This is a genomic window from Leucobacter holotrichiae, from assembly GCF_055791005.1.
The window spans coordinates 91,845-104,317 of record NZ_JBVUAC010000011.1 but is presented as its reverse complement, the minus strand read 5'-3'; the positions used below and the strand labels follow the sequence as shown (position 1 = coordinate 104,317).

Genomic DNA, 12,473 nt, shown 5'->3' with positions numbered 1-12,473 from the left:
GTCCCAGGCACACAACGAAAGAACCTTGCCCCGCGATCATGTGGGGCAAGGCTCGAACGTTCAACTTTACGTGGATCTGAGGGGACTCGAACCCCTGACCCCCTGCATGCCATGCAGGTGCGCTACCAGCTGCGCCACAGACCCTTGGAGTCGGAGAAGTGCTCCCCCGACAACTCTTCTACTTTACACCGACACGGGGTGCGGTGTGCAAATCGCCCAATCCCGGGCGCGTCGCGCACCCCGATTCACTCGCCGCCCTCCGCGTCGACCCGCGCCGCTTCATCGGCAGCCTCGAGCATCGGCCCGACTTCGATCACCGGGCAGTCCTGCCAGAGGCGCTCGAGCTGATAGAAGTCGCGCTCCTCCTGATGGAAGACATGCGCGATGAGGTCTCCGAAATCGAGCAGCACCCATCGTCCGCTCTCGCGACCCTCGCGCCGCACCGTGCGCACGCCGACCGCGTTCAGCGCGTCCTCGATGGCATCCGAGATCGCCTGGACGTTGCGCTCAACGCTACCGGTCACGATCAGGAACACGTCGGCGAGGCCGAACTGCTCCGTCACCTCGAGCGCCACGGGAGCGGTCGCGCCCTTCTCGTCGGCGGCGCGAACCGCGATGCGCAGATCCGACAGCACGTCGCGGGTCTGGTTCACTTCAGTCTTCAGTGTGCTTCCTTCGTTCGGCGAGCTCACGCCCGCAATCGAGAAATCGATCGGGAATCGCTCGGGGCCTAGCCGAACATCCCGTTGCTCGCGCCCCAGACTCCGAGAGCGACGACCGCGACGAGCAGCCCTCCACCCGTGAGCGAGAGCACGAGCGGCAGCTTGCTGCGCTCACGCGCGGGCTTCGCGACCACCGGCACACCCGACGCGGCTCGCGCGCTCACGGCGTGGCGTGCCGACACCGGCGCCGGCCCCTCCGAGGCCATTCCGGGATCGCCCGTCTCCTCACCCGTGATGGGGTCCATCTCGATCGAGTCGTGCAGCGCCGAGTGCCCGCCCGTCTCGCCGAGCGACTTCGGCAGCTTCAGCGAACCCGTGACGTACAGTTCGCCCGTGGTGCCGATCGGCCCGGCAAGCCCGCCGGTGTCTTCCGGCATGGCGGGCAGGATCAGCGCCGAGGTGCCGGCCGTCGTCGACGTGCCCTCCTGGGCGACCGCGCGAGAGATGAGGTCGTCGAAATCGCCGCCCTGGCCACCCTGATCCGGCACCTTTCGGGACGAGGGATCGTCGAACACCGAGCGCCACTCCTCCGGAGGGGCGATATCGGGGAACGAGTAAGTCGCCTTCTGCGAGGGGTTCTCCTCGGCCGGCTCAGCTGCAGCCTCGCCTGCAACAGGGTCCGCGATCTCCGCGATCGCGGCCGCCTCCTCGTCGGCGACCGGTTCGGGCGCGAAGACGGGCTTCTGCGCGGCAGCTTCACCAGCCGCCTCCGCGGTCTCGGCCATCGCCTGATCGGCTTCGGCCGGCGCCGGTTCTTCCCCCGCAGCCGGAACCTCCGGCTCAGCGGTCGCCGGATCCTCGGAAGCAGCGGCCTGCTCCTCCCTGGCACCCTCCGCAGCAGCGTTTCCCGCGGCCTTCCGCTGCCACGGGAACCTCCGTTTGGGCTTCTCCGCGGCTGGCGCGGGCTCCTCCGCGGGCGCAGGATCCTCCGCGTCAGGCTCGGCTTCCGCGGGCTCCTCAGCGGAAACGGTCTCCGGCTCACCGGACGGCGTCTCCGCCTCCCGAAGCTCAGCGACGGTGAAGGGCTCGGTCGGCGGCGCGATCAGCGTGTCGAAATCCGGCGCATCGGCCGCCTCATCCGACGCCGGCTCTTCGGCGGAGGCATCGGCAGCGGGCTCCTCGTCCGCAGCGGGCTTGCTCTCCTCAGCAGCCTGCTCCTCATCCCCAGCCTCGCTCTGCGCGGGCTCGGCCTGCGTCGGACGCACCGCGGGAATCGGAGCGGCGATAGGCTCTGGGTCGGCATCGACAGACGGCTCTTCGGCGGACGCAGGCTCCTCGACGGCTGCCGCCTCCTCAGCAGGCTCCGACTGGTCTTCGGCGGATACCTCAGACCCGCTCGGCTGATCCGCAGCGGCTGCCGCCTCCGCCTCGGGTGCGGCGGGCTCCTTCGCCTCGCCGCCCTTCGAATCAGAGTCAGCAGTAACGTCGGTATCCTCAGCAGGCCCGGCACCCTCTGCGTTCGCTTCGCGCAGCGCGGCACGCTCAGCGAGCGCGCGCTCTCGCAGCTCACGCATCTCTCGACGGCTTCGCGGAGTGCCGTCCTCGTGGAACGGCGAGATCTCGATCTCAGCTTCGGGGGTCTCGGCTTCGGGGGTCGCCGGCTTCGGCGCCGCCTCGATGTTCCCGATCTCCGAGAGATCCAGCGCGCCGGTTTCGGCCATCTCCCGCAGCCGCCGCTCGCGGCGGGTCAGCGGTCGCTGTTCGTCGTCCTGCTCACTCATTCTCTGTCGCTTCCTCGGTGTATAAACCGTGCTTCGCGATGTATTGCACTACACCGTCCGGCACGAGGTACCACACCGGATATCCCCTTGCCACCCGTGCGCGGCAGTCCGTAGAAGAAATAGCCAACGCGGGGACTTCCAATAAGCTTACGTGCTCCCCCGACAAACCTGAAAGCGACAGCTCGTGCCCGGGGCGCGAGACCGCGATGAAATGGGCCAGATCCCACAGCTGATCGATGTCTTTCCAACCGATGATCTGCTCGACCGCGTCTGCGCCGGAGATGAAGAAGAGATCGTCATCGGGGTACTGGGCGCGAAGATCGCGGAGCGTGTCGACGGTGTACGTAGGGCCGGCGCGATCCACGTCGACGCGACTCACGGTGAACCGAGGATTCGAGGCGGTCGCGATGACCGTCATCAGATATCGATGCTCGCTGGGCGAGACGTTCTGCTTCTGCCAGGGTCTTCCCGTCGGCACGAAGATGACCTCGTCGAGGCTGAAGCTCTGCGCAACCTCACTCGCCGCGACCAGGTGGCCGTGATGAATCGGATCGAAGGTGCCGCCCATCACTCCGATGCGGCGTCGTGCTGTCACCGAGGTCGGGTCCTAGTGATGCTGAGCTGCGCCGTGCTCGCGCGCGTAAGCCTCGGCCTTCTCGGCGTGACGGTTCGCGACGTCGCGGAACGAGAAGGTCACCAGAGCCAGGGCGGTGAACACCGCGAAGGCGATGACACCGTAGAGGATTCCCGGCATCGGCAGCTCATTGACGACGTGATGCCCCTCTTCGGCGGCGACGGCGATCGTGGCGAGAAGTGACATTGAGACCCCTGCATTCATAGCGGATAACTGAAGTTGACACCCAGTGTATCGGGTTTGATCAGCGAATCTGACCGGCGCCCCGCACGAGCCACTTCGTGCTCGTGAGCTCGGGCAGCCCCATGGGTCCTCGTGCGTGCAGCTTCTGGGTCGAGATGCCGACCTCGGCACCGAAACCGAACTCGCCCCCGTCGGTGAATCGGGTCGAGGCGTTCACCATCACCACGGCCGAATCGACCTCGGCGAGGAAGCGCTCGGCGTTCGCGTAGTCCTGCGTGACGATCGCTTCCGTGTGGCGGGTCGAGTACCGTTCGATGTGCGCGAGCGCCTCTTCGAGCGAATCGACCACCTTCACGCCCATCTCGAGCGCGTGGTGCTCCGTCGCCCAGGTCTCCTCGTCGGCGGCGAGCACGCCCGCGACTGCGGAACGCGCGGCCTCATCGCCGCTCAGCTCGACACCCGCGCCGATGAGCTCGCCCGCAAGCCTCGGCAGTAGGCGCTCGGCCGCATCGCGATGCACGAGCAGCGTTTCGGCGGCATTGCACACACTGGGACGGTGCGTCTTCGCGTTCTTGACGACCGACACGGCCATCTCCTCGTCGGCGCTCGCATCGACGTACACGTGCACGATCCCCGAACCCGTCTCGATGACGGGCACGGTCGATTCGTTGACCACGGTCGAGATCAGGCCGGCGCTGCCGCGCGGGATCAGCACGTCGATGTATCCGCGAGCCCGCATCAAGCGCGAGGCGCCCTCGCGGCCGAACTCGTCGATGGTCTGCACCGCGTCGCCGTCGAGCCCGGCCCGGCTGACGGCGCGCTGGATCAGCGAGACGAGCACGCGGTTCGAGTACTCGGCGGCGCTTCCGCCGCGCAGCACCGCACCGTTGCCGCTCTTGAGGGCGAGGGCCGCGATATCGACCGTGACGTTCGGCCGGGCCTCGTAGATGGCGCCGACGACGCCGAAGGGCACGCGCACCTGGCTGATCGCGATGCCGTTCGCGAGGGTGCTCCCCCGCACCACCTGGCCGACGGGATCGGGCAGCGCGATCACCTCGCGCACGGCGGCGGCGAGGCCGCGCAGACGCTCCTCGTCGAGCCGAAGGCGATCCAGCAGCCCCTCCCCGATGCCGTTCTCGACACCGCGCTCCAGGTCCTTCGCGTTCGCGGTGACGACCTCGTCGACGCCGTTCTCGAGCTCGACGGCGATGGCCTCGAGCGCCGCGTTCTTCTGGGTCGTGGTGACGGTCGCGAGCCGTTTCGAGGCGGCGCGGGCGAGCTCGAGCTTGTGCATAAGGGGATCAGCCTGGGACATGCCCCTAGCCTACCGATTCGCCGAGGTCCTTCGCCCCGAAATGAGTGCCGTACCGTTCACCGTCGAGCACCGCCGAGAGCAGCTTCGTCTCGGTGAGCAGCACCGCCGTGCCCGCGTCCGCTGCGAGGCGGGCGGCCTGCACCTTCGTGGCGGCGCCACCGGTGCCCCAGCCCGACTGCGATTCGCCGATCTCGATCCCCTCGAGCGGATCGCCGTAGGGCACGTACTCGATGCGCTCGGCGCCCGCCATCATCGGCGGCGCCGTGTACAGGGCATCCACGTCGGAGAGCAGCACGAGCCGATCCGCGCCCACGAGCCGCGCCACGAGAGCCGCGAGCCGATCGTTGTCGCCGAAGCGGATCTCGTGGGTCGCCACGGTGTCGTTCTCGTTGATGATGGGGAGGATCCCGAGCTGCAGCAACCGCTCGATCGAGCGCCGGGCGTTGCCCCGGTGCGTGGGATTCTCCATGTCGTGCGCGGTGAGCAGCACCTGGCCCGCGATGATCTCGTGCGCCGTCAGCGCCCGCTGATAGCGGTTCACGAGGATGTTCTGGCCGACCGCCGCGGCCGCCTGCTGGGTCGCGAGATCCTCGGGCCGCTCCTCGAGGCGCAGGAAGGGCACACCGGTCGCGATCGCGCCGCTGGAGACGAGGATCACCTGCGCCCCGGCCTTGTAGAGCCTGGCGAGGCACGAGACCAGATGCGGGATCTGCGTCGCGTTGTCGCCGCTGACGGACGAGGATCCCACCTTCACCACGACGCGGCGCGCGCTGAGCAGCCCGTCGCCGGTCGTGAGCACCTCGGAGGTCACGACTCGCTCTCCCACATCCCCGCCTCGCGCTCGCGCTGCAGCTCCGCGCGCGCCTCGGCCTTCGCGTCCATGAGGCCGTGGTACTCGACCCGGCGCTGCTTGTTGGTGCGACGTTCGTTCTGATCGACGCGCAGATCGGTGCCGCGCGACCCCATCTGCACCTCGGCCGCGCTCGTGACGGTCGGCTCCCAGTCGAAGACCACGCCGGAACCGGGTCCGATCACCACGGTCGAACCCGCGGTCGCGCCCGCCTTCACCAGCGCGTCCTCGATGCCGAGCTTCTGCAGCCGATCGGCCAGGTAGCCGACGGCCTCGTCGTTCGTGAAGTCGGTCTGCTCGACCCAGCGCTCGGGCTTGACGCCGAGGATGCGGTAGATGGTCCCGTAGCTGCCGCCCTCGGTCACCACGCGGAAACCGCCGTCGTCGACCGCCTTCGGCTGCAGCACGATGCGGGGGTGCTGCTCGGCCTCGGCGAGCTCGCGGTCGCGCGCGGCCTCGACCAGCTCGGCGAGCGCGAAGCTCAACTCGCGCAGGCCCTCGTGCGACACGGTCGAGATCTCGAACACGCGATAGCCCTGAGCCTCGAGCTCGGGTCGCACGAAGTCGGCCAGCTCCCTGGCCTCGGGCACGTCGATCTTGTTGAGCGCGACGAGCTGGGGCCGCTCGAGCAGCGGAACCTGGCCCTCGGGCACGGAGTACGCGGCGAGCTCCGCCCGGATCACCTCGAGATCGGAGAGCGGATCGCGGCCCGGCTCGAGCGTGGCGCAGTCGAGCACGTGCAGCAGTGCGCTGCAACGCTCGACGTGGCGGAGGAAGTCGAGCCCGAGCCCTCTGCCCTCACTCGCGCCCTCGATGAGGCCGGGCACATCGGCCACGGTGAACCGATGGTCGGCGACCTGCACGACGCCCAGATTCGGGTGCAGGGTGGTGAAGGGATAGTCGGCGATCTTCGGCCGCGCCGCGCTCATCGCGGCGATGAGGCTTGATTTCCCGGCGGAGGGGTATCCGACGAGTGCCACGTCGGCGATGGTCTTCAGCTCGAGGGTGACGGTGCAGCTCTTGCCCTCGGTGCCGAGCAGTGCGAAGCCGGGTGCCTTGCGCTTGGCGCTCGCGAGCTGGTTGTTGCCGAGGCCCCCGATGCCGCCCTTGGCCGCGATGAAGCGGGTGCCGGGCTCGGTGAGGTCGACGAGGGTCTCCCCCGCTTCATCCTTCACCACCGTGCCGACGGGCACCGGCAGCACCAGTTCGGCGCCGTGCGTGCCCTCGCGGTACCCGCCTGCGCCGTAGCCACCGTTCTCAGCGGTGCGGTGCGGGCGGCGATGGTACTCGAGCAGGGTGGTCACCTGGGGGTCGGCGACGATCACGATGTCGCCGCCGTGCCCGCCTGCGCCGCCGTCAGGCCCCGCGAGCGGCTTGAACTTCTCCCGTCGAACCGACACGCAGCCGTTGCCGCCGCGCCCGGCCTGAAGGTGCACCTGCACCCGATCGACGAACGTCACCATACTCGAATTCCCTCGCTAGATACGGCAAAAGGCGAGCCGAAGCCCGCCTCGCCGTTGTGTGCCTGAAACTTAGGCAGCAGCCACAATGTTGACGACCTTGCGGCCGCCCTTCACACCGAACTCGACCGCGCCGGCCGCCAGTGCGAACAGGGTGTCGTCGCCGCCGCGACCGACGTTCGCACCGGGGTGGAACTTGGTGCCGCGCTGACGGACGATGATCTCGCCCGCGCCGACCTGCTGGCCGCCGAAGCGCTTCACACCGAGGTACTGGGGGTTCGAATCGCGACCGTTGCGGGTCGAGCTTGCGCCCTTCTTATGTGCCATGAGTCTCTACTCCTTCAGTGATACGCGGTTACTTGATGCCGGTGACCTTGAGGCGGGTCAGGTCCTGACGGTGGCCCTGGCGGCTCTTGTAACCGGTCTTGTTCTTGTAACGCTGGATGACGATCTTCGGGCCGCGAAGGTCGTTGAGCACCTCTGCGGTCACCTTCACCTTGGCGAGAGCCGAGGCATCGGTCGTCACCTTGTCGCCATCAACGAGGAGCACTGCGGGCAGCTCGAGCTTGCCCTCGGCGTCGCCCACCACACGATTCACAGTGATGATCGAGCCAACCTCGACCTTCTCCTGACGGCCGCTTGCGCGCACTACTGCGTAAACCACTTGTCACCCTTTTCTTGAGGATTTTCTTCCGTGTCGAAGCGCAGCCGCGCCGCCTTCGAAGTCTGAGGTGTCGTCACCCTTCGGGTGACACCAACGCTCAATAATATCTTGAACTACCCTGCTCGGTCAAATAGGCCGTGCAGCGTGTCACTCCTGCTCCGCGCCCTTCCGGCGCGCAGTGGCGTCGAGCGCCTCCGCGAGCACCTGCTGAGCCGACTTCACCGCGTCGTCGTCCTTCGACGCGACGGGCTTCTCGACTCCTCCGCGCAGCGGAGCCGTCGAGACGCGACGATTCCGAGCACGGCCGGTGCCGGCGCTCGGAGCCTCGGGCAGGGCGTCGAGCACGGAATCGAGCAGGGTGCCGCCGGCGGCCGAGGCCCCGGAATCCACCGATTGCCTCCCGGCCTGCTCACGGGCCCCCCGCGACGACACCCGTCCCGTGAGGTCCGAGGATTCCCGCGAGGTCCGGCGCTCACGCCCGTCTCTCATGGATCGCGGCGGAGCGGCAGCCTCGACGGCCTCGCCCTCACCGCCGTTCTCGGCGCGATCTGCGGCCTTCGAACCCTGAATCGTGGACGCAGCCACCTGGGCGAGCATGTTCTTCGCACCGTCGGTGATCGCGTGCGTCTGATGCTTGGCGTCGTGCTGGTGCGAGTGAGACTGCGCGCCCTTGCTCCGCTTGGAGCCGCGGGGAGCCCCCTCGCTGCGGTGCTTCGCGACGGGTTCGTGGTGCACGATCACGCCGCGCCCGGCGCAGACCTCGCAGGGCTCGCTGAACGATTCGAGCAGGCCGAGGCCCAGCTTCTTGCGGGTCATCTGCACGAGGCCGAGCGAGGTGACCTCCGCGACCTGGTGCTTCGTACGGTCCCGGCTCAAGCACTCCACGAGGCGCCGCAGCACCAGATCGCGGTTCGACTCGAGCACCATGTCGATGAAGTCGACCACGATGATCCCGCCGATGTCGCGCAGACGCAGCTGACGCACGATCTCCTCAGCGGCCTCGAGGTTGTTCTTCGTGACGGTCTCCTCGAGGTTGCCGCCCGAACCCACGAACTTGCCGGTGTTCACGTCGACGACGGTCATGGCCTCGGTGCGGTCGATCACGAGCGAGCCGCCCGATGGCAACCACACCTTGCGGTCGAGCGCCTTGGCGATCTGCTCGGTGACCCGGAACTCGTCGAAGATATCGCGCTCGCCCTCGTAGCGCTCGACGCGCTGCAGCAGATCGGGGGCGACCTGCGAGAGGTAGTTCTCGATGGTCGCGTAGGTGTCGTCACCCGCTATGCGCAGACGGTGGAAATCCTCGTTGAAGACATCGCGCACGATCTTGATGAGCATGTCGGGCTCGGAATGCAGCAGCACCGGCCCTCCGCCCTTCTCGACGCGGCTGCGGATCGACTCCCACTGCCGGGTCAGCCTCTGGACGTCGTGGGTCAGCTGGTCCTCGCTGGCCCCCTCCGCGGCTGTGCGCACGATCACGCCGGCGCCGCTCGGCAGCACCTCCTTGAGGATCTTCTTGAGACGCGCTCGCTCGGTATCGGGGAGCTTGCGGGAGATCCCGTTCATCGCGCCACCCGGCACGTAGACCAGGAAGCGCCCGGGAAGCGAGATCTGGCTCGTGAGTCGCGCGCCCTTGTGACCGACCGGATCCTTCGTGACCTGCACCAGCACCTGATCGCCGGGCTTCAATGCGTTCTCGATGCGGCGCGCGGTGTTGCCGCCCTCGAACTCCGACCAGTCCACCTCGCCCGAGTAGAGCACCGCATTGCGGCCGCGCCCGATGTCGACGAACGCGGCCTCCATGCTGGGCAGCACGTTCTGCACGCGACCGAGGTAGACGTTGCCGATGAGCGAGGACTCGCTCGAGCGTGCAACGTAGTGCTCGACGAGCACCTTGTCCTCCAGCACGCCGATCTGCACGCGATCCGCGGTGGTGCGCACGATCATCTCGCGATCCACGGACTCCCGACGTGCGAGGAACTCGGACTCCGTGATGACCATGCGCCTGCGGCCGGCATCGCGTCCATCGCGCCGCCGCTGCTTCTTCGCCTCCAGGCGAGTGGATCCCTTGACTTTCTGCGGCTCGGTGACGACCGGGGCCTGGCGCTCGCGGCGACGACTCGACTCGTCGTCCGAGCCGTTCTCCCGCTCACCCGACCGGCGGCGCGTGCGCCGGGACCCGCCGTCGCGCTCCGGCTCGTCGTCGCGCTGGAACTGCTGATCGAGCAGGTCGTCGAGCTGGCTCAGCTCGCCCTGGTGCCGCTCCCCCTGTCGCTGGAGGGGCTCGCTCCGCCGCCACTCGATGCGGCGCGGACGGGGCTGCACCGGAGGCACGTCGGGTGCGAGGAATATGAGGCGAGTGGTAGCGCGGAAACGCTCCTCGGGCGACATATCAGCGAGCGGGAGCAGCAGGTTCGGAGCCTCCGAGGCGCTCTTGTCGCCGGCCGTCTCGGGCTCGTCCGCATTCGCCTCCGGTTCGGCCGGCGCCGGTTCGGCCGATGCCTGTTCGTCGAGGCCGGCGTTCTCCTCGTCTACTGCATCTTCGTGGTGGTCTTCTGTTGTGTTCTTCACCATTGCTGGTGTCTCCTCTACCCGGGGAGAAACTCGTTCTCGCCGGAAACCCTAATTGGTGCGGTGTGATCCGCAGATCCTATTCTCCGCGAATGCCGCGCACTCGCGCTCGGTCGGTCTTCGACCGGTGACGGCCTCTCGGCTGCCAAAAGACTGTTCGTGCAATACGCCTTCTCGGTGTTTCGCAACGGACTCCATTATGTCACGGAGTCGGCTGAGGACGTGTCTCTCGGCTCATCGCCCTCTGCGCGCGTCCTCGCAGGTAGCGCGGGATAGGATCGCCCCATGAGTTCCGAGTCCCGCGTCGCGTCGCGTCCGGTCGCCTTCGCAGTCTTCTCCATCATCGCCGGCGCTATCGGCTGGTTCGCCTCGTTCGAGTTGCTCACCGAGTACATGAAGACCCTCGCGAACCCCGACTACGTGCCGAACTGCGCAGTGAGCGTGCTCGTCACCTGCGGCCCCAACATGGGTTCGTGGCAGGGATCGCTGCTCGGTTTCAGCAATACGATTATCGGCGTCTCGGCGTTCGTGGCGCCCATCGCGGTGGGCATCGCGCTGCTCGCGGGGGCGCGCTTCGCCCCCTGGTTCTGGCGGCTCTACCAGCTGGGGCTGCTCGCGGGCTTCGTGTTCGTCCTCTGGCTGTTCTCTCAGAGCGTGTTCGTGCTCGGCACCCTCTGCCCCTGGTGCATGGTGGTCTGGACCGTGATGATCCCGCTGTGGTGGATCACCGCGTTCCGGCCCTACGCCTCAGGCGACGTGCCGCTGAGCCGGAAGAGCAGGGATCTCTTCCAGCACCTCTACTCCTGGAGCTGGGTGATCATACTGCTCTGCTACGTGCTGATCGCATTCATCGCGCAGCTGCAGCTCGACTGGCTCGCGGAGTTCGCCCGCGCCTGACCGCTCGGACCACGGCGGACGGTCCTCACTCTCTGACCCTCTGATGAGCGCTGAGACTGAGACCCGCACTCCGGACCCGGAGCTTCGACTCTCAGCCCGCGCCGTGCAGATCGACCCAGAGCCGATCCACCTGAGCGATTGTCTCGTCCTCACTGCCCGACGTATCGATGATCCGATCCGCGATCGCTCGCCGATCCTCGTCGCTCGCCTGGTTAGCGATGCGCGCACGGGCATCCTCCTCGCTCATGCCCCGCAGCTCCACCAAGCGCGCGACCCGCTGCTCGACCGGCGCGTCCGCTACCACCACGAGGTCCACACCCTCGCGAGCGGCGGCCCCTCCTTCCACGAGCAGAGGCACCTCGTAGATCATCACGGCCTCCGGGTCCGCCGCCTCGGCCTCGGCGACTCGAGCCGTGAAGATCCGGCGCACCTCGGGGTGCACGATGGCGTTCAGCTCGGCAAGGGCGTCGGCATCCCCGAACACGATCCGACCGAGCGCAGCGCGATCCAGCCCGCCCTCGCGATCCAGAATCCCCGACCCGAAGCGTTCGACCACCCTCGCCAGGCCCTGTGATCCGGGTGCCACCGCGTCTCGAGCCAGCTGATCCGCGTCGATCCGCACCGCCCCCAGCGCAGCGAGACGCCGCCCGATCGTCGATTTGCCCGATGCGATACCACCCGTCAGCGCGATGAGCTTCATGCTCCTCACATTACCGGCAGGAAGACGGTGCGTGCGGTTATGCTGGCCCCATGCTCGAACTCATCACCGGGATCACGCTCGCGGCCTCGGCCGGCCTGAACGCATACATCCCTCTGCTGGGCCTCGGGCTACTGTCGCGATTCACGGGGCTCGTGCAGCTGCCCGACGCGTGGGTCTGGCTCGAGAACGGGTGGAGTCTCGGCATCATCGGCGTGCTGCTCGCCGTCGAGGTGCTCGTCGACAAGTTCCCGGTGCTCGATACCGTCAACGACGTACTCCAGACCGTGGTGCGCCCGGCCTCAGGGGGCATGGTCTTCGCGGCGGGGTCGTCGAGCGAGACCGTCGCGATCTCCGACCCCGCCGGGTTCGTGGCGTCGGCGCAGTTCTGGCCCTTCGTGCTCGGCATCGCCATCGCTCTCGTGCCGCACCTGCTGAAGGCCGTCGCGCGACCCGTGATCAACGCGCTCACCGGTGGGGCCGGCGCCGCGGCGACGAGCTTCCTCGAGGATCTCGGCGCACTCGTGCTCACGCTTCTCGCCGTGATCGTGCCCATTCTCGCGATCGTGCTGCTGGTCGCCATCATCGTGCTGCTCATCCGACGCCTCAGGCGCGCCCGGCTGCGTCGCCGCGAGCAGCGTGCGGAGGCCGCGGGCGTGGCGGCACCCCCGGCCTGATCCAGGACCGACCCGAAGCCGGGCCGCTTCGGCGAGAGATCGGCTCTCCTGAAGTCTGGTCCGAGCCGTTTTCCATCCCTCG

General features: G+C 67.9%; 13 protein-coding genes and 1 tRNA gene. 2 read left to right on the top strand and 12 right to left on the bottom strand.

Annotated features, from left to right (window positions below):
• Positions 1–71: 71 nt before the first annotated feature.
• The 11 genes from AC0KXF_RS13385 to AC0KXF_RS13335 all read right to left on the bottom strand — a co-directional run bounded on the left by AC0KXF_RS13385 (position 72) and on the right by AC0KXF_RS13335 (position 10,123).
• Positions 72–144: transfer RNA gene (locus tag AC0KXF_RS13385), tRNA-Ala, on the bottom strand.
• 101 nt (positions 145–245) lie between these two features.
• Positions 246–653 (bottom strand): ribosome silencing factor, encoded by a 408-nt coding sequence (gene rsfS / locus AC0KXF_RS13380; RefSeq protein ID WP_473109642.1) that lies wholly within the window; start codon positions 651–653, stop codon positions 246–248.
• Between the two features lie 77 nt (positions 654–730).
• Positions 731–2,443 (bottom strand): hypothetical protein, encoded by a 1,713-nt coding sequence (locus tag AC0KXF_RS13375; protein WP_473109641.1) that lies wholly within the window; start codon positions 2,441–2,443, stop codon positions 731–733.
• Positions 2,436–3,038, bottom strand: a complete 603-nt coding sequence (gene nadD, locus AC0KXF_RS13370; protein ID WP_255572684.1) for a nicotinate-nucleotide adenylyltransferase — start codon at positions 3,036–3,038, stop codon at positions 2,436–2,438. The genes AC0KXF_RS13375 and nadD overlap by 8 nt, the downstream gene beginning before the upstream one ends.
• Positions 3,039–3,050: 12 nt before the next feature.
• The gene (locus AC0KXF_RS13365) at positions 3,051–3,263 is read right to left on the bottom strand and encodes a hypothetical protein (protein ID WP_223043762.1); all 213 of its coding nucleotides are present in this window, start codon (positions 3,261–3,263) and stop codon (positions 3,051–3,053) included.
• Between the two features lie 58 nt (positions 3,264–3,321).
• On the bottom strand, positions 3,322–4,575 hold the full coding sequence (locus AC0KXF_RS13360) for a glutamate-5-semialdehyde dehydrogenase (RefSeq protein ID WP_473109640.1): 1,254 nt from the start codon (positions 4,573–4,575) through the stop codon (positions 3,322–3,324).
• Positions 4,576–4,579: 4 nt separating this feature from the next.
• The gene (proB, locus tag AC0KXF_RS13355) at positions 4,580–5,401 is read right to left on the bottom strand and encodes a glutamate 5-kinase (protein WP_473109639.1); all 822 of its coding nucleotides are present in this window, start codon (positions 5,399–5,401) and stop codon (positions 4,580–4,582) included.
• Positions 5,383–6,888: a GTPase ObgE gene (gene obgE / locus AC0KXF_RS13350; RefSeq protein ID WP_473109638.1), complete on the bottom strand. Its 1,506-nt coding sequence runs from the start codon at positions 6,886–6,888 to the stop codon at positions 5,383–5,385. The genes proB and obgE overlap by 19 nt, the downstream gene beginning before the upstream one ends.
• 69 nt (positions 6,889–6,957) lie before the next feature.
• Positions 6,958–7,212, bottom strand: a complete 255-nt coding sequence (gene rpmA / locus AC0KXF_RS13345) for a 50S ribosomal protein L27 (RefSeq protein ID WP_223043759.1) — start codon at positions 7,210–7,212, stop codon at positions 6,958–6,960.
• Between the two features lie 28 nt (positions 7,213–7,240).
• Positions 7,241–7,549, bottom strand: a complete 309-nt coding sequence (gene rplU / locus AC0KXF_RS13340) for a 50S ribosomal protein L21 (protein ID WP_473109637.1) — start codon at positions 7,547–7,549, stop codon at positions 7,241–7,243.
• A gap of 147 nt (positions 7,550–7,696) precedes the next feature.
• Positions 7,697–10,123, bottom strand: a complete 2,427-nt coding sequence (locus AC0KXF_RS13335; RefSeq protein ID WP_473109636.1) for an Rne/Rng family ribonuclease — start codon at positions 10,121–10,123, stop codon at positions 7,697–7,699.
• Positions 10,124–10,405: 282 nt separating this feature from the next.
• Here AC0KXF_RS13335 and AC0KXF_RS13330 point away from each other — a divergent pair, with 282 nt between their 5' ends.
• Positions 10,406–11,017 (top strand): vitamin K epoxide reductase family protein, encoded by a 612-nt coding sequence (locus AC0KXF_RS13330; RefSeq protein ID WP_473109635.1) that lies wholly within the window; start codon positions 10,406–10,408, stop codon positions 11,015–11,017.
• 91 nt (positions 11,018–11,108) lie between these two features.
• On the opposite strand, the gene coaE is transcribed toward AC0KXF_RS13330, so the two are convergent.
• Positions 11,109–11,717: a dephospho-CoA kinase gene (gene coaE, locus AC0KXF_RS13325; protein WP_473109634.1), complete on the bottom strand. Its 609-nt coding sequence runs from the start codon at positions 11,715–11,717 to the stop codon at positions 11,109–11,111.
• Positions 11,718–11,767: 50 nt separating this feature from the next.
• Here coaE and AC0KXF_RS13320 point away from each other — a divergent pair, with 50 nt between their 5' ends.
• The gene (locus AC0KXF_RS13320; RefSeq protein WP_473109633.1) at positions 11,768–12,391 is read left to right on the top strand and encodes a DUF4126 domain-containing protein; all 624 of its coding nucleotides are present in this window, start codon (positions 11,768–11,770) and stop codon (positions 12,389–12,391) included.
• The last annotated feature ends 82 nt before the right edge of the window (positions 12,392–12,473 follow it).